Raw genomic sequence first — 16,648 nt, 5'->3', positions numbered from 1 at the left:
AATAGTTCCGATGGTTATTCCCGATCCCCGGCAATGGGTCCAAAAGCACGCCGATCACTTATATACTTATGCATTGGCCAGGCTGGCTGATGAGCACCTGGCCCGCGACCTGGTGCAGGAGACCTTCCTCGCAGCACTCCAAAAAGTGGATCTGTTCCGGGGGCAGAGCTCCGAACGTACCTGGCTGACGGCAATCCTTAAATACAAGGTGATCGATGTCTATCGGAAAAGGAGCTCCGGTTTACAGGTCACCCGGGTAGACCCCGAACCCGAGCTGGAATTCTTCGAGGCGGAGAACGGTCACTGGAAAGAGGCCGATGCGCCAAAGGCATTTGACCTGGAAGCCACCGATCCCACCCTTCGAAAAGAAATGGCCGCAATCCTGCAGAAATGCCTCCAGAAGCTGCCCACCCTCTGGCTGTCTATCTTTTCCATGAAGCACATGGACGAACTGCCGTCGGACACCATCTGCAAAGAACTAAAGATAACATCGGCCAACTTTTGGGTCATCGTTCACCGGGCCAAACTCAATCTGCGGGCCTGTATTCAAAAGGAGGGACTATGAACCATAAACCCATGGGTAGAATAAAGAAGATACAATACGATTGCCGCCATGCGACGTATCTCATCGAAAAGCGCGAGCACAAACCTCTCACGCTAAAGGAGAATATCCAATTGCTGATCCACCTGGCCGGCTGCTCCGTCTGCCGGCTCTTCCGGCGCCAAAACCGTCAGATCACGCAGTTGATGCGCAATATTTTCCAACGATCGGCCGCCCGGCCCCATTTACTGGACGAAAAATTCAAACAGGAGATGCAGGAGAAGATAAATCAGCGGCTGCCCAATTAGCGCCCACTTTTTTCGATCCCCGATCAGCGGCCCTACTTGACAGGATACCCGTGATCGATCCAATCCGTCTTGATATTATGCGAAAGATTGAGAAGCCTCGCATGCTGGAACTTCATTTCCGTCAGCAGGCTGAACGCCGGCCGCACATTCGGACAGTGATCGAACGGACAACAACCGCAATAGAGGATCACTTCCCTGTTACGATCCTCTTTGGCCAGCAACGTCCTCAGCTTCGCGAGATTTTCCTTGTCGCGGGCAGGCCCGGTCTCCACCGAACCCTTGATGATCCCCGAAGGCCCCACACAGATGACAAGCGGTGGATGAGCAGCGGGATGGCCGATCTGCGCCGCCAGGTCGGCAGGCTCGAGCAACTGCGCCGGCGTCCACGGATCTGTCTGGCGGCTAAAGGCGCTCACGATCACAACAACGGCGATAAGCACAAAAAATATTGACTTGTTCATAAAGTTGACATCGTTTTAACGGTATAGGGTAAAGGTAATAACTTTGCCCCATGAACACCGCTCAAAAACCGATCCACTCGGGATACAACGCAACCACCACAGCCGCCGGGATCGCGGCCGGACATAACCTGGCCGGAAAGATCGCCATCGTCACCGGCGGCAATTCCGGCGTCGGCTTCGAGACCGCCAGAACTCTCGCCGACGCAGGCGCACAGGTCGTCATCGGCGCCCGGGACGCAAACAAGGCGCAGGAGAAATTACAGCATCTCAACAATATCTCCTTCATCTCCCTCGACCTGGCCGATCCTTCTTCCGTCGGCGCTTTCGCCAAGGCCTTTCTCTCGAAATACACCGCCCTGCATTTCCTCGTCAACAACGCCGGCATCTTCCGCCCGCCCCAATTGCTAAAAGACAAACGGGGCTACGAACTTCAATTGGGGGTCAACCACCTCGGCCACTTTGAACTCACCGGGCATCTCTGGCCCGCCCTCAAACAGGCAAAGGGCGCACGGGTGGTGACCGTATCTTCTGTCGGCCACCGGCGAAAAGGCCTGCAACTCGATGACCCGAACTTTGAACAGCATCCGTATGACAAGATGAATGCCTATGGACAATCAAAGACGGCAAACTCACTTTTTGCCGTCCAGCTGGATAGGATCGGGGAGGGGCACCGGATAAGGTCGTTCGCCGTCCACCCGGGCGCAATCCAGACCGACATCTTCCGCTTTATGACCGATGACGAACGCCAGACATGGAACGCCCAGGTAAAGACCTTTAAAACCCCACAGCAAGGTGCAGCCACCACCGTCTGGTGCGCCCTCAGTCATCAACTCGACGGGATGGGCGGCGTCTACTGCGAAGATTGTGACATCGCCGAACTGCTTCCCGACGACTCCCCGGCGCCCCGCGGCGTCCGCTTCTTTGCCGTCGACCCGGTCAACGCGGCTGCCTTGTGGCAGTTTAGTGAAAAGGCCACCGGTATGAAGTATTCGGGATAAAATTTATTTCAGATTCCGCCGGTTTTTAATTAACTTTTTATCATGACTGCAAAAGAGATCATGGCCGATCTGCAGGCCCACGGCGATGAGAAGATAAAGAACATCTTCCTGAAACACGGCGTCAAAGAACCGATGTTCGGCGTGAAAATAGAACACCTCAAAACCATCCAGAAAAAAGTAAAAAAGGATCATCACCTCGCGCAGGAACTCTATGCCACGGGCAACGCCGACGCCATGTACCTGGCCGGACTCCTAGCAGAAGACGAGAAGATGACAAAGAAAGATCTCAACACCTGGGTCAGCCAGGCCCTGTCCCAAAATATCGCCGAGTATACCGTTCCCTGGGTGGCCGCGGGTAATCCCCATGGCTACAAACTGGCCCTGGAATGGATCGATGATAAAAAAGAACATATTGCCGCCGCGGGCTGGTCTACTCTCGCCGCCTGGGTATCGCTAAAACCCGACGCAGACCTCGACGTCGCCGGACTGCGAACACTGCTCGCCCGGATCGAAAAGACCATTCAGTCTTCCCCTAACCGCGTGCGATATACCATGAACAGTTTTATGATCTGCGCGGGCGCCTATGTCACCCCGTTGACAAAGGAAGTGCTCGCCGTCGCAAAAAAGATCGGTCCCACCACCGTGAATATGGAGGGCACAGCATGCAGGATCCCTGATGTCGCCGGGTATATCGGCAAGATCGAAGCTCGCGGCTCCCTCGGTAAAAAGAAGAAGACGGTGAAATGCTAAAAGTCCCCGGTCACTCTGCTATAAAGTCGCCCCCGGTCGTATTCTTCTTATGTTCGTGCTTTTCCGCCTCCTTCTTCGTATTATCATTATGTTCCGCCCCTTTTTTGGCTTTCTGCATCATCGATGATACCGGGCCTTCCATATGTTCCTGCGGGTCGGTACTCTCAAATGTCTCGGGATCGGGCTTCGATTGTTCCTTTTTTGCCATAAAAACGAGATTTTGGATAGGGAATGAAAAAATCGTGCCTCCGCCGCCGGGGCGTGCCGCCTTATCAAATAGTTAATTTATATTTGGTTATGAACCTTAATTTTCGGGTCGGCCCAAAATGGCTCACCCCCCTTGTCACGATTTGCTTGTCCACCAGCCTCTGCCGGGCCCAATCCGCCACCACGACCATCACCGAATGGCAATACGGAAAGAATGGCGCGCTATCCATTACCTACGATGATGCCTCGCGCCACCAGTTTACCCGCGCCCTGCCGCTCATGCAACGGCTGAAGCTCCCGGCCACTTTCTTCGTCATCACCGGGCCGATTACCGGCTCCCAATACCACGGCAAGTTTGTCGGCCGGCCGGTACAGGAGATCATAAAAGAGTCCGCCACCATCCCCACCGACGAACATAACTTCCTCGAACGATGCTCCGCGGCGGGCTACCTCGGCTACGAAGGGACGATCTCCTACCATACCCGTGCGGGCGGCTTCTACTCCTCGGGCAAAAAGCAACAAGCCTTCCACTGGATGGACAGCCTCTATGCCAAAGTCCGCCACGGCGATTTTAAGCCGGGTTATGAGCCCTGCCCCGAATACAAGGAAGCCCTCGGCTCCAGCTGGAATGATTTCCGCAAGGACGTGGCCCAGGGCTACGAGATCGCCAGCCACTCCATCACCCACGCCACCATGCCCGGCATGGATGAAGCCAACATCCGGTATGAACTCGAAAAAAGTAAAGAAGAGATCAAAAACCAGCTGGGAGAGAGATATACCTTCTCCACCGAAGTACCTTACGGCTATGAGGATGATCGTGTGATGCACATCGCCTATAAGATCTACCCGGCCCTCCGCAACCGGATGCCGGAACCCTTCCTCAAAGAGATCGACCGGGCAAGCCGTATGCTGCCCCACCCGGCCGATAAGGACTATGTACAATGGCAGCGCGGCCCGCTGCACGCAACACCGCTGCCGCTGATGGAATCCTGGGTGGACACCACCGTCAACAACAAGGACATGTGGCTGGTGCTCGTATTCCACGGCATCGACAGCCTCGGCTGGGAATGGACACCCATCCCCAAACTCGAAGAATACTTCAAATACATCAAAGCGCGGGAAGACAAGCTATGGATCGCCACCTTTGGCGATGCTACCAGATATATGCGCGAGCGCGAACACGCCACGGTCCACGCCGATGAAAAGGGCCAATCGATAACCGTGTCGCTCACCCATTCCCTCGACAAGAGCATGTACGATCTCCCGCTGACCCTCAAAACCTATCTCCCCGCCAACTGGCAAAAGGTAACCGTCACCCAGGGGAAAGCTACGCAAAAGCCGAAATTGGAACACGACGAAAAAGGCGCCTTCATCCTCTATCAAATAAAACCCAACACCGTAAACGCCTATCTCCATCCATGAAACGCGACTACTACATCGTAGCATTGATCATGCTCACGTTCTTCGTCATCTCATTCCTCACGAATGTCATCGGAGCACTCAACCCGGATTTCATAAAGGGATTCGATCTCAGCCTTACGCTGGCGGCCTTCCTGCCCTTCGCATTCTTCATCGCCTACGGCCTGGTATCCATCCCGACCGGCATGCTCCTCGAAAAATACAAGGAAAAAAAGATCATGGTCGCCGGCTTCATAGTGGCCTTCATCGGCTCGCTGCTGCTGGCCGTCGTCCACAACTATTGGAGTGCGATCCTCTCCCTCTTCCTGATCGGTTGCGGCATGGCCATGCTCCAGGTGGTGATCAATCCCCTGCTGCGGACCGCCGGGGGCGAAGAGCACTATGCCTTCAACTCCGTTCTGGCCCAACTCATCTTCGGCGCGGCATCCTTCGTCAGCCCGATGGTCTACTCTTATTTCGCCCAAAACCTGAAAGGCCAGACCACGGGCCTCATGGGGATGTTCAGCGGCATCGTCCCATCAAGCCTCCCCTGGATATCCCTCTACTGGATCTTCGCGGTCATCTCGCTGCTGATGATCGTCGTTATAAAGATATCCCGCTTCCCCAAAGTCGAACTGAAGGCCGATGAACAGGCCGGCGCGCTCCAAACCCATATTATGCTCTTCAAAAAGCGGACGGTGGTCCTTTTCTTCATCGCCATGATCTGCTATGTCGGCACCGAACAAGGCATCGCCAACTGGATATCGAAATTCCTCGAGACCTATCATCACTACGATCCGCAAACCAAAGGCGCCGACACCGTCGCCTACTTCTGGGGATTGATGACGGCGGGCGGAGTCCTCGGCCTGTTCTTGCTGAAGGTCCTCGACAGCCGCAAAGTCCTTATCGGCTTCACGGTCGCCGCCCTGATCTGCCTTAGCGCTGCATTCTTCGGCAGCGGCCCCGTAGCGCTCATCGCCTTCCCCGCCGTTGGCTTTTTCGCCTCGGTGATGTACCCCGTCATCTTCTCTCTGGCGCTTAATTCCATCGGCGAACATCACGGCTCCTTCGCGGGCATCATGGTCACCGGCATCATCGGCGGAGCCATCGTTCCGCTCATCATCGGCGGCCTGGGCGACGTCCTGGGCCTGCGTACCGGGATGTTCTTCCTGTATATTACCATGGGCTACATTCTCAGCGTCGGCTTCTGGGCCAAACCGCTGATCACGAATCAAACAGTCTTTAACAAAAACGAAAAGCCAGCATGAGGGAAAAAGACATCCCGGTAATAGGTATCGACCTCGGCGCCACCAATATCCGTGGCGCAGTGGTAAGCGATGACTCACTGTCCGACATCATCTCCGTACGCATCCACAGCGAAGGAAGCGTAGAAGACGTCCTCGCCGACATCTACCAGGTCATCGACGCACTGATGGAACCCGGCATCGCCGCCATCGGCATCGGCGTACCCAGCGTCGTCGACGTCATCGAAGGCATCGTCTACGACGTCCAGTACATCCCGTCCTGGAAGGAAGTGCCCCTGAAACAGCTGCTCGAAGCCCGATACCACAAACCCGTCTTCGTAAACAACGACGCCAACTGTTTCGTCCTGGGCGAGTACTATTTCGGCAGGGACACGGACGCCTCTTCCATGGTCGGACTGACCATCGGCACCGGTCTGGGGGGCGGCATCATCATCAATGACAAATTATTCGCGGGTCATAACTGCGGCGCGGGCGAGTTCGGTCTGCTGCCATACAAGGACAACATCCTGGAGTTTTATTGCAGCGGATCATTCTTTAAAAATGTCTATGACCTCGACGGGCTGCAGGTATTTGAGGACGCAAAGAAAGGCGATGTCCGCGCCCTGCATTTGTACACCGAACTCGGTACGCACATCGGCCAGGCCATCAAAGCGGTGATCTATACCTATGATCCGCAACTCATCGTTTTGGGCGGCTCGGTTAGCCAGGCCTACAAATGGTTCAAAGACGCGATGATGAACGAGGTCAGGACGCTTGCCTATACTCAGTCCGCCCAGCGCATTCGCATCGGGGTCTCAGAATTGAAAAACAGCGGCATCCTCGGCGCTGCCGCTCTCTTTTATAACGCACAATAAAACGCAAACCTGTGAGAAAAATAAAACGATTGAGTCTTGCTGCCGCATTTTCGCTCCTGCTCATCCCGGCATTCGCACAACATACAAAGGCAAAACACGGCAAAGCGCGGCACAAAAAAGCACAACGATCCGAAGCTCTTCCCAGCGCTGCCCAACTTGCCGGGAATTCCAACATAACGCTGAAAGACGGCTGGCAGATGCAATCCGTCACCAAAGTCACCGATGGCGCCGCCGTTCTTTCGCAGCCCGGCTACACGCCGGCGGGCTGGTACAAGGTCAGCGTACCCACTACCATCATCGCCGGACTGCTCGCAAACAAGGAATATGATTTCGATCCTTTCTACGGCATGAACTTCGAGAAACTAAAGGATCCAAGATTCGATTCCCCCTGGTGGTTCCGTAAAGAGTTCACGATGCCCAAGACGGAAATAGGCAAAGACGTCGTACTCCGGCTGCACGGGATCAACTACAAGGCCAATATCTGGCTCAACGGGGTATTGATAGCCGATTCCAATGAGATCATGAACCCCTTCCGCATCATCGAGTTGAACGTTACCAAAAATATCCGGGCAGCGCGGGCCAACGTCCTGGCACTGGAGATCAGACGGCCCATCAACCCCCAAAAACGCGGGGGGGATCTGGCCATCGACTACGCCGACTGGATACATTATCCCCCGGACTACAACGGCGGGATCGTCAACGATGTCGAGATCAAAACCTACGACCGCGTAAGCATCCAATATCCGCTGGTCACCACCCGGTTCGACGGACCATCCCTGGACATCGCCCACCTGACGGTGGATGCACTGGTGACCAACTACTCCGCCAATCCCCAGGACGTAGTCGTAAAAGGAAAGATCAACAGCGATGTCAGCTTTCAGCAGAAGGTGCATCTCGACGGTCATGCCGTCGCCAACGTAACCTTCACACCCGCCGATTACCCGCAGCTGAATGTCAATCACCCCCGCATCTGGTGGCCCTGGCAGTACGGCAAACCCGAACTCAACCACCTCGAAATTTCGGCCGTCCATGAGAACACCGTAAGCAATACCATCAGCGAGAATTTCGGTATCCGCCAGATCACCTCGGAATTGATCGACGACAAATCCCGGGTCTTCGTGGTCAACGGCAAACGCATCGTCATCCGTGGCGCAGCCTGGTCGCCGGATATCTTCCAGCGCCGTTCGCCCAAACGGCAGGAACAGGAGATCCGGCTCTACCGGGATATGAACATGAACGTCGTCCGTTCGGAAGGGAAAATGGAGGATGATAATTTCTATGCCCTTTGCGATAAATACGGGATGTTGGTGATGACAGGCTGGATGTGCTGCGGCGCATGGCAGTATCCGGAGAATTGGGATGCCGCCAAACGCGCGTCGGCCATGGCCTCGGACAGCAGCGTGATGCTCTGGTTGCGCAACAAACCCAGCCTGATGGTTTGGTTAAACGGCAGCGACATGCCCCCTCGGGATACATCCGTGGAACGCGACTGGCTGAACATCGAAGCATCGCTGAAATGGCCCAATCCGCTGGTCGCAACTGCCAACGGCAGCAAATCCAAAGTGTCCGGCTTTAGCGGAGTGAAGATGGCCGGCCCCTACGAGTGGGTGCCGCCGATCTACTGGGAAACCGATACGGCAATGAAATACGGGGGCACCTATAGCTTCGCAACCGAGATCTCCCCCGGCCCATCCATCCCACCCTACGAAAGCCTGATAAAATTCATCCCCAAAGACTCCCTCTGGTTCACCACGGCCACCTGGAAATACCATTGCGGGACCATGAACTTCGGCACCACCGACGTTTTTAATGACGCACTCCAGGGCCGCTATGGAAAGGCCACCGATATAAAGGACTATATTGCCAAGGCCCAGGCGCAGAACTACGAGGCACACCGCGCGATGATGGAAGCCTATGGCCTCCGCAAATACCACACCGCCACCGGCGTCGTACAGTGGATGGGCAGCAACCCATGGCCCGGCCTCATCTGGCATACCTACGACTATTACCTCTACCCGGCCGGCACCTACTTCGGTATGAAAAAGTCGATGGAACCGCTGCACATCATGTATTCCTATGCCGCGAACGAGGTCGACATCACCAACTCGCTGCAACAAAGATTCTCAGGCCTGAAGGCCGAAGCCGCTATCTACAACCTCGACGGCACGCTCAAGTTCTCCAAACAGATCACGGCCGGCGTCGAGCCCGACAGCATCACGAAATGCTTTGACCTGCCCCCGGCCGGCGGCTTTTCACCCACCTACTTCCTCCGCCTGCAACTCGCCGATGCGCAGGGCGCGATAAAAAGCATCAACTGGTACTGGCTCTCCCAAAAAGGCGATGTCCTCGACTGGAGCAAATCGAAATGGTACGTGACGCCCGAATCCGGCTATGCCGACTACTCGGCGCTGCAGACGCTCGCAAAAACCACGTTGAAGCTGACCGCAACGGCAGCCAGGTCGGCCGACGCCAGATCGGCCGACAGCTCGTCCCACACGGTAACCATCACCAACACCGGCAAGACCGTCGCCTTCCAGGTACACCTCCGCGCGTTGAAAGGCAGTTCGGGCGATGACATCCTGCCGGTGATCTTCAGCGACAACTATCTCGAAGTGGCCCCCGGCGAAAGCCGCATCATCCACGTCACCTACGCCACAAAAGATGCCGAAGGCGCGGCGCCCTTCTTCCTCGTCACGGCCTGGAACGCCGATTCGGCACAACTATAAGTATATTGTAAATCAGCGGGTTAAAAAAATCCCCGATCCAATGTTAAGTAATTATTATCTTTATGTGAATTGAGATTTTACACCCTTAAATTCACTAAAGCACTAATCCATGTTGCCTTACATTCTCTTGGCCGACCACGACTCCGGTCTCTGTGGTTCCTTCGTTGAAGAACTGGACCGGCATATCGCTTACGCCGAAGTAAAGACAGTCGAAAATGGCAAGTCCTTCCTCTCGTATCTCAATAGCCGCAACTGGGACGATCTCCCTTCGATGATCCTCGTCAACTACGATCTCCCCGATATGAAAGCGCCCGATCTGCTGCGCACGCTGGTGATGGAGTCCCGTTACGTAGACATCCCCAAATTGGTCTGGAGTTGCACCGGCCAGCAACGGGAACTCGAAGAATGCCGGATGCTGGGGGTAAAAACGATCTTCCAGCAACCCGCCGGGCTTTCCGACCTCGAAGCCGTCGTTCATCAGATCGATCATTTGCTAAAAGCAGAACTCAGCATCGTCTGATAAGCCGGAGAGTTTTTCCCCTTATTTTTGGGGCATGTATAACCTATCCACCGTCGTTCGCCACGCAGTGATCGCTGCCGCCGTATTCTGCGGGCTAAGCACTCCCGTCTCCGCTCAGCTGACCATTCCCATCACGACCGCCCACAACGCCCTCGTCCTTCATGCCGATGCCACCGGTCGCCTGAACACGCTCTATTTCGGGGAGAAACTCACCGACACCAGCGACTATTCGCGCCTGGCGATATCCCGGCGCGATGGCGCCGATATTCTCTCTTCAGCCTATACTCCTGCCGGATCGACCAGTCTCGCCGAACCCGCCATTGCCGTCACCCACACCGACGGCAACAAGTCGCTCGATCTTAGATACGTCAGCCATACCACGACAAGCGAAAATGCAAACGTGTCGACAACGGCCATCCTTCTCAAAGATCCCGTCTATGCCCTTGAAGTAACCTTATATTATAAGGTCTACGCAAACGACGACGTTATCGAACAATGGAGCCGGATAGACAATAAAGAAAAAGGGCCGGTCACCCTCGACAAATACGCATCTGCCAATCTGTGCCTGAAAGCGGATAGGTACTGGCTGCGCCAATATCATGGCGACTGGGCAAAGGAAATGCAGCCGGAAGAGTCACAGCTGACCCATGGGATAAAGACGATCGACACGAAACTGGGTGCTCGCGCCGACCTCTTCGAACCTTCGGTCTTTATGGTTTCCCTCGACAAGCCGGCCGGCGAGGACGAAGGCAGCGTCCTCTATGGTTCCGTGGAATGGAGCGGCAACTTCCGCGTCGATCTCGAAGTCGATCCCAATGACGACCTCCGCATCATTGCCGGCATCAATAACTACGCATCCCCCTATGTTCTCAAGCCCGGCCAGCAGCTGACCACTCCCGCCTTCCTGTATACCTTCTCCGCAAGAGGTAAAGGGGAGGCCAGCCGGAATCTCCACCGCTGGGCCCGCGATTATAAGATCCCGAATGGCAGGGGCGACCGGCTGACCCTGCTCAACAACTGGGAATCCACCTATTTTAATTTCAACGAGGATACGCTTCGCGGGCTGATAAAGGATGCCAAAAAACTCGGGGTCAATCTCTTCTTACTCGATGACGGCTGGTTCGGCAACGATTATCCGCGCAACGACGATCACGCGGGGCTGGGTGACTGGCAGGAAAACCGAAAAAAATTGCCGAATGGCCTCATCGCTCTCGTAAAGGAAGCACAGCAGGACGGGGTGAAGTTCGGCATCTGGGTGGAACCGGAAATGGTGAACCCCAAAAGCGACCTTTATTTCCGCCATCCGGACTGGGTGGTGAAGCAGCCGGGCCGGGAAGAACACTACTACCGGAATCAACTGGTCCTCGACCTCGCCAATCCCGCCGTCCAGGATTTCGTCTATGGCATCGTCGACTCCCTGTTCATAAAAAATCCGGGCCTCGCCTATATCAAATGGGATTGCAATGCCGTCATCTATAACGCGTATTCCGCTTATCTGAAAAAAGACCAATCCCAGTTCTATGTCGATTACGTCCGCGGACTCTATCATGTCCTTGATCGCCTCCGCGCAAAATATCCCGCCATACCCATGATGCTTTGTTCCGGCGGCGGTGGCCGGGTCGACTATGGCGCCCTGAAATATTTCACCGAATACTGGCCCAGCGACAACACCGATCCCCTTGAACGCATCTTTATCCAATGGGAATACTCCTATTTCTATCCGGCCATCGCCAGCGCCAATCATGTCACCAACTGGGGCAAACAACCCCTCAAATTCAAGATCGACGTCGCGATGATGGGTAAATTGGGATTCGACATCCCGGTAGCTAAGCTCTCCCCCGCCGATCTCGCCTTTTGTCAAAACGCGCTGAAACTATACGGCGAAATAAGATCGGTTATCTGGCAGGGTGACCAATACCGCCTTTCGGATCCTCATATAGCGGATATGGCCTCCATGCTCTTTGTCGATTCCGCCCGTTCATCCGCCGTCCTCTTCAACTACCTCGCCAATAACCGGTACGGTGCAGGTAACAAAGCGCCGATCCGGCTCAAAGGCCTTGATCCGGCAAAACACTACCGGGTGCAAGAGGTCGACCGCTACCCCGGGTCGAGATCCGGCCGGGAGAACAATGGCGTCTATTCAGGCGACTTCCTGATGAAGATCGGTCTCGACCCGCAGATAAACAGCAGCCGCACCAGTGTCGTCATACGGCTGACCGCGGAATGAGCCGGCCTTTAAACCGTGCACTCTTGTAACAATTACGGACAAAATCCTTTCCGGAAAAACCGTCAACTGCTTATTTTTCAATAGATTGAGAAAATGGTATACTCTTGGCGAGCATTCCCGTAACTGACCTGACTATGAATTACAATCAGCACCTCTGGCAATTGATCAGCCGGAAAATGACTGGGGAAGCATCCCCGGAGGAATTGCGGGAATTGCATGGCCTCATGCAGGATGACCCTGAGTTGCGGGCCTTTGTCGAAACCCTCGGCCACCTATGGAAGCCCGCGGAAGGCCAAAACGAGCAGCAACTGGAAAAAGCATATAGTAGGCATATGCGCCGGCTGGAACGAAAAATGCAGACCGCCAAAAGAGCCGAACGTCCGTCCATTTATAACCCCGCCATCCTGGCAAACTATCTCAAGGTCATTTTCAGGAATCTGTCGCGATATGTGGGATTCTCCTTCATCAATATCTCCGGCCTGGCGATCGGGATGGCAAGCGCCATACTCATTCTGCTATGGATACAGGATGAAGTGAATTTCGATCAGTTTCATGAAAAGAAAGCCCGCATCTATCTCCTGTTCAGTCGTGCGACGATCAACGGGAAGATCGAATCCTGGGGCGCGGTGCCCTCGGTGCTGACGCCCGTCATCCAGACAAGTTATCCTCAGGTGGAGGAAGTTTGCCGGTTGAATGGTGTCGGACCTCTGGTACTCAACGTAGGCGACAGGCATTTTGAAGCAAATGGTATGATGGTAGACCCCGGCTTTCTGAAGATCTTCAGCTTCCCCCTCGTCGAAGGAAACATCCAACAGGCGTTGAACGCTCCGCGATCGATGGTGATTACCGAAAAATTTGCAAAAAAGATCTTTCCCGGCCGGGATGCAATGGGTCAGGTTATCCGGATAGATAGCAATGCCTATTTCAGGATCGATGGGATCGTAAAAGACCTGCCGAAAAATACAGCACTCGATTTTGAATACCTGATCCCCTATAGCTATATGAAGGAGATCCATTGGTATAAACCAAGCTGGACAGATGATGGTACCCGGACTTTTGTATTGTTAAAACCCGGAATTTCTGAGCAGACTGCGGATAATCTTTTACGCAACGTAATAAAAGCGCATGCCGGCAAGGGTGGCAACGAGGTCTTCCTGCATCCCATAACCAAATGGCGCCTCTATTCCCGGTTTGAAAATGGTAAAATTGTCGGCGGCGGAATTGAGAATGTGCGGCTGTTCGGGATCATCGCAGGGTTCATCCTCCTCATCGCCTGTATCAATTATATGAACATGAGTACGGCGCAGAGCGTGAAAAGGGCAAAAGAAGTGGGTGTGCGTAAGGTGATCGGGGCCGGAAAAGGTTCCATCATTTTCAGGTTCCTGGGTGAATCCATCGTCATCTCGTTTTTGTCGGGGCTCATCGCTGTGGGCATCGTGCAATTGAGCATCAAAGGATTCAATTGGCTGACCTGGAAAGACCTGGTCGTTCCCTATCAGAATCCGTATTTCTGGCTGGCGATCGTTGGATTTACCGTCATCACCGGCCTGATCGCCGGGAGTTATCCCGCGTTCTATTTATCGGCCTATAAGCCGATCAGCGTTCTGAAGGGGACATTCAAAACAGCCTATAACCTGGTCAGCATAAGAAAGGTCCTGGTCGTCTTTCAATTTTGCTTTGCCATTACGTTTATCATCTGTACGGTCATTATCTACCGGCAGATCAACTATGCCAGCAAACGCGATCCCGGCTACAATCGGGACCACCTGGCTTTTGTCTATATCAACGGAAATGTAAATAACGAATACCGGTCGATCAGGCAGGACTTGCTGGCCAGTGGCGCGGTTACTTCCGTTACCCGGTCAAATTCGCCGATCACCTATATCTGGAGCGGTGCCGACAATTACAAATGGCCGGGCGCCGACCCCAATAAGAAGGTTTTTTTTAATGAATTTTATACGGACAACGATTTCCTGGAGACCATGGGGTTGAAGTTGATCGCAGGTCGCACGATCAACACCGTTGTTCACCCAACCGACACCACCGCGGTCTTACTGAACGAATCGGCCATGGCCGCAATGGGCCTCAAAAAGCCCATCGGTGAGACGATTAAAAACCCGCAGGGAAACTGGACGGTAGTGGGGATCGTAAAAGATTTTGTACCCGGGTCTCCCTTCTATTCCGTGGCGCCGACGATCATTCAGGGGCCAAAGAATTGGTTTGGTGCGATCACCTTCCGGTTGGATCCGGCCGATGGCCTTGCGGATAATATGAAAAAGATCGAAACGATCTTTAAAAAATATAACCCGGAGTATCCATTCAATTTCCGGTTTGTCGACGAGGCCGATGCCGAAAAATTCGAGGATCAGCGCCGTACGGGTGTTCAGTCGGCTCTTTTCGGCGGGCTGGCGATCCTGATCTCTTGTCTGGGGCTTTTTGCTTTGTCCGCCTATATGGCCGAGAACCGTATCAAAGAGATCGGCGTGAGAAAGGTGCTGGGCGCTACGGTATTTAGTGTATGGCGATTGCTGTCAAAAGACTTCGTACTGTTGGTGATCATTGCGTTTTTCGTCGCTTCACCCATCGCTTATTACTTCATGCACAAATGGATCTCCAACTACACCTACCGGACCGATATCTCTTGGTGGGTATTCGCTGCCGCCGGCGCCGGTGCATTGGTGATCACGCTTTTAACCGTGAGCTTCCAGGCAATAAAAGCGGCCCTGGCCAACCCGGTGAAAAGCCTCAGAAGTGAGTAATGTCGTAATCACCCCGCTTAATTGACAGAACCACCACCGCCCGGACTCGATTTTAGTTTTCATCTTTGTGTGGTCAAGCATTAATAACAAAAAAAACCTGCAACGATGAAAAAGATTAAAATTTTGTACTGGGTGTTCACCGGTCTGTTCCTTTTTATGATGGCTGGCTCCGCCATTCCCGACATTATGTCCAACCCGTCTGCGGTTAAGGGTATTCACGACGGGTTAGGATATCCCCTGTATTTCGTTCCCTTTATCGGTATTGCCAAAGCGCTGGGCGCGCTGGCCATCCTGCTTCCCATCAGCCGGCGTATCAAGGAATGGGCCTTTGCGGGATTGTTCTTTGACCTCATCGGCGCCACCGTTTCCATTATTGCCGTGGGTACCCCGGCGGCCAACTATCTCTTTATGGCATTACCCCTGACCCTGGCCGTCCTGTCGTATGTCTACTTCCGGAAAATGGCCGATCGGCAGCCACAGACTTCGGCAAAATATAGTGAAGAAACCGTTTCTGCCCGGGTAGCTTTTTAAATAAAAAGCCCCGAATTTCGTCCTGAGGCCTAGGTAGGCCGGAAAAACGGCCTATTTTTGCCTTATGCGAATGACTATATCGGGACTTCCGCGCCACTACGACAAGTTTGATCTTCAGCGCCTTTTTAACCCCTTCGGCTGGGTTGACTATACAAAGATCATCATTGACCCTATCACGGGCTTAAGCAGGGGCAAGGGAATCGTTGAAATGAGGGAAGATCAGGCAAAACAGGCGATGGCCGCTTTGCAGGGTAAAATGCTGGGGCCGAGCCCACTAAATATTAAAGAGGCCAAATTGCCGCCGCGCCCGTTGCCATAATACTGCCGGCTTTCCTCTCATCTGGCCTGCCGCGTAGGTCCGGCCCGGTCATCTGCTCCACCGTCGCCTTCTCCATCAGTCCGCGTCATGCGACGCCATACTTCACAAACAATCATCTATAATAGACGATCAGGGCCCCGCCCTGATCGTCACTCCCAAAAACGACAGCCGCTCGGCCTGGAGATCCCTGATAGGTAAAATTGAGTCATCAGGCGATACTCTCATCCGTTATACTAAATTCGTGATCGAATAAGTAATCTACCATTGCCTCCCACTGCAAATGGGTAATCGTTCAACAGAAGAGAAAGATCATGAAGAAGAAAGAACGCAGGAGCAAAACGGTTGTCGTCTCTGTCACTCCTACCGAATTGGCGGCGCTAAAGGAAAAATTCGCCGGCACCAACCACCGGATATTCGCTGAGTTTGTGCGCGCCCTCCTGCAACAGGAACCCATTGTAAAAAAGGTCCGCAACCAATCCCTCGACGACCTCCACAACGAACTCATCAGCATCAAAAACGAATTGGAAACAGCCCGCAGAAGCTTTACCGCAGCGGTGGAACATCTGCAAACTCATTTACCCGGCCCGGCTGGACAGGAAATCCTCGAATTCCTGCTGGCCGAAGAATTCAGCCTGACGCAAAACATGACGGCAATAAAAACCCTCCTCATTCAACTCTACGAAATATGCTTGCAAAAATAAAGCCTTCGCAAAAGTAGGAACCATCCTGTACTACAGGTTCGCGCGGATATCGCTGCACTTGTCAAGTCCGAACTGGATCGCAT

16 protein-coding genes are annotated in these 16,648 nt (G+C 53.9%); 14 read left to right on the top strand and 2 right to left on the bottom strand.

Going from position 1 to position 16,648, the window contains the following annotated elements:
* Window positions 1-10: 10 nt before the first annotated feature.
* Together VGM48_RS17430 and VGM48_RS17425 are read left to right on the top strand one after the other, a co-directional pair.
* Window positions 11-565 (top strand): sigma-70 family RNA polymerase sigma factor, encoded by a 555-nt coding sequence (locus VGM48_RS17430; RefSeq protein ID WP_331581454.1) that lies wholly within the window; start codon window positions 11-13, stop codon window positions 563-565.
* Window positions 562-849, top strand: a complete 288-nt coding sequence (locus tag VGM48_RS17425; protein WP_331581452.1) for a hypothetical protein — start codon at window positions 562-564, stop codon at window positions 847-849. The genes VGM48_RS17430 and VGM48_RS17425 overlap by 4 nt, the downstream gene beginning before the upstream one ends.
* A 32-nt stretch (window positions 850-881) precedes the next feature.
* On the opposite strand, the gene VGM48_RS17420 is transcribed toward VGM48_RS17425, so the two are convergent.
* Window positions 882-1,310, bottom strand: coding sequence for a rhodanese-like domain-containing protein (locus VGM48_RS17420; protein ID WP_331581450.1), 429 nt, complete (start codon window positions 1,308-1,310; stop codon window positions 882-884).
* Between the two features lie 50 nt (window positions 1,311-1,360).
* Between VGM48_RS17420 and VGM48_RS17415 the strand changes: the two genes are divergently transcribed.
* Both VGM48_RS17415 and VGM48_RS17410 read left to right on the top strand, forming a co-directional pair.
* Window positions 1,361-2,308, top strand: a complete 948-nt coding sequence (locus VGM48_RS17415) for an SDR family NAD(P)-dependent oxidoreductase (protein ID WP_331581448.1) — start codon at window positions 1,361-1,363, stop codon at window positions 2,306-2,308.
* Window positions 2,309-2,350: 42 nt separating this feature from the next.
* Window positions 2,351-3,058: a DNA alkylation repair protein gene (locus tag VGM48_RS17410; RefSeq protein ID WP_331581446.1), complete on the top strand. Its 708-nt coding sequence runs from the start codon at window positions 2,351-2,353 to the stop codon at window positions 3,056-3,058.
* A 10-nt stretch (window positions 3,059-3,068) separates the two neighbouring features.
* On the opposite strand, the gene VGM48_RS17405 is transcribed toward VGM48_RS17410, so the two are convergent.
* Window positions 3,069-3,266: a hypothetical protein gene (locus tag VGM48_RS17405; protein WP_331581444.1), complete on the bottom strand. Its 198-nt coding sequence runs from the start codon at window positions 3,264-3,266 to the stop codon at window positions 3,069-3,071.
* A gap of 89 nt (window positions 3,267-3,355) precedes the next feature.
* Between VGM48_RS17405 and VGM48_RS17400 the strand changes: the two genes are divergently transcribed.
* The 10 genes from VGM48_RS17400 (at window position 3,356) to VGM48_RS17355 (ending at window position 16,565) form a co-directional block, all read left to right on the top strand.
* The gene (locus tag VGM48_RS17400) at window positions 3,356-4,687 is read left to right on the top strand and encodes a polysaccharide deacetylase family protein (RefSeq protein ID WP_331581442.1); all 1,332 of its coding nucleotides are present in this window, start codon (window positions 3,356-3,358) and stop codon (window positions 4,685-4,687) included.
* The gene (locus tag VGM48_RS17395) at window positions 4,684-5,931 is read left to right on the top strand and encodes a sugar MFS transporter (RefSeq protein ID WP_331581440.1); all 1,248 of its coding nucleotides are present in this window, start codon (window positions 4,684-4,686) and stop codon (window positions 5,929-5,931) included. Before VGM48_RS17400 ends, VGM48_RS17395 begins: the two co-directional genes overlap by 4 nt.
* The gene (locus VGM48_RS17390; RefSeq protein WP_331581438.1) at window positions 5,928-6,782 is read left to right on the top strand and encodes an ROK family protein; all 855 of its coding nucleotides are present in this window, start codon (window positions 5,928-5,930) and stop codon (window positions 6,780-6,782) included. Before VGM48_RS17395 ends, VGM48_RS17390 begins: the two co-directional genes overlap by 4 nt.
* 11 nt (window positions 6,783-6,793) lie before the next feature.
* A complete protein-coding gene (locus VGM48_RS17385; RefSeq protein WP_331581436.1) occupies window positions 6,794-9,508 on the top strand; it encodes a glycoside hydrolase family 2 protein in 2,715 nt (904 codons plus the stop codon).
* A gap of 109 nt (window positions 9,509-9,617) precedes the next feature.
* Complete coding sequence (locus VGM48_RS17380; protein ID WP_331581434.1) at window positions 9,618-10,028, top strand: hypothetical protein; 411 nt, start codon at window positions 9,618-9,620, stop codon at window positions 10,026-10,028.
* 34 nt (window positions 10,029-10,062) lie between these two features.
* Window positions 10,063-12,255 (top strand): alpha-galactosidase, encoded by a 2,193-nt coding sequence (locus tag VGM48_RS17375; RefSeq protein ID WP_331581432.1) that lies wholly within the window; start codon window positions 10,063-10,065, stop codon window positions 12,253-12,255.
* A gap of 134 nt (window positions 12,256-12,389) precedes the next feature.
* Complete coding sequence (locus VGM48_RS17370; protein ID WP_331581430.1) at window positions 12,390-15,014, top strand: ABC transporter permease; 2,625 nt, start codon at window positions 12,390-12,392, stop codon at window positions 15,012-15,014.
* 105 nt (window positions 15,015-15,119) lie between these two features.
* Window positions 15,120-15,545 (top strand): DoxX family protein, encoded by a 426-nt coding sequence (locus tag VGM48_RS17365; RefSeq protein WP_331581428.1) that lies wholly within the window; start codon window positions 15,120-15,122, stop codon window positions 15,543-15,545.
* A gap of 64 nt (window positions 15,546-15,609) precedes the next feature.
* Window positions 15,610-15,864, top strand: a complete 255-nt coding sequence (locus tag VGM48_RS17360; RefSeq protein ID WP_331581426.1) for an RNA-binding protein — start codon at window positions 15,610-15,612, stop codon at window positions 15,862-15,864.
* Between the two features lie 311 nt (window positions 15,865-16,175).
* Window positions 16,176-16,565, top strand: a complete 390-nt coding sequence (locus VGM48_RS17355) for a hypothetical protein (RefSeq protein ID WP_331581424.1) — start codon at window positions 16,176-16,178, stop codon at window positions 16,563-16,565.
* Window positions 16,566-16,648: the final 83 nt, after the last annotated feature.

The sequence above is a fragment of the Puia sp. genome (assembly GCF_036500295.1).
Classification (GTDB): Bacteria; Bacteroidota; Bacteroidia; order Chitinophagales; family Chitinophagaceae; genus Puia.
Note: the sequence above shows the minus strand (reverse complement) of the source record. Positions and strands in the feature narration are given on the sequence as shown.

Coding starts and splice junctions, on each gene's coding strand:
- VGM48_RS17430 (WP_331581454.1), top strand. CDS start 11: ATGGTTATTCCCGATCCCCGGCAATGGGTCCAAAAGCACGCCGATCAC.
- VGM48_RS17425 (WP_331581452.1), top strand. CDS start 562: ATGAACCATAAACCCATGGGTAGAATAAAGAAGATACAATACGATTGC.
- VGM48_RS17420 (WP_331581450.1), bottom strand. CDS start 1,310: ATGAACAAGTCAATATTTTTTGTGCTTATCGCCGTTGTTGTGATCGTG.
- VGM48_RS17415 (WP_331581448.1), top strand. CDS start 1,361: ATGAACACCGCTCAAAAACCGATCCACTCGGGATACAACGCAACCACC.
- VGM48_RS17410 (WP_331581446.1), top strand. CDS start 2,351: ATGACTGCAAAAGAGATCATGGCCGATCTGCAGGCCCACGGCGATGAG.
- VGM48_RS17405 (WP_331581444.1), bottom strand. CDS start 3,266: ATGGCAAAAAAGGAACAATCGAAGCCCGATCCCGAGACATTTGAGAGT.
- VGM48_RS17400 (WP_331581442.1), top strand. CDS start 3,356: ATGAACCTTAATTTTCGGGTCGGCCCAAAATGGCTCACCCCCCTTGTC.
- VGM48_RS17395 (WP_331581440.1), top strand. CDS start 4,684: ATGAAACGCGACTACTACATCGTAGCATTGATCATGCTCACGTTCTTC.
- VGM48_RS17390 (WP_331581438.1), top strand. CDS start 5,928: ATGAGGGAAAAAGACATCCCGGTAATAGGTATCGACCTCGGCGCCACC.
- VGM48_RS17380 (WP_331581434.1), top strand. CDS start 9,618: ATGTTGCCTTACATTCTCTTGGCCGACCACGACTCCGGTCTCTGTGGT.
- VGM48_RS17375 (WP_331581432.1), top strand. CDS start 10,063: ATGTATAACCTATCCACCGTCGTTCGCCACGCAGTGATCGCTGCCGCC.
- VGM48_RS17370 (WP_331581430.1), top strand. CDS start 12,390: ATGAATTACAATCAGCACCTCTGGCAATTGATCAGCCGGAAAATGACT.
- VGM48_RS17365 (WP_331581428.1), top strand. CDS start 15,120: ATGAAAAAGATTAAAATTTTGTACTGGGTGTTCACCGGTCTGTTCCTT.
- VGM48_RS17360 (WP_331581426.1), top strand. CDS start 15,610: ATGCGAATGACTATATCGGGACTTCCGCGCCACTACGACAAGTTTGAT.
- VGM48_RS17355 (WP_331581424.1), top strand. CDS start 16,176: ATGAAGAAGAAAGAACGCAGGAGCAAAACGGTTGTCGTCTCTGTCACT.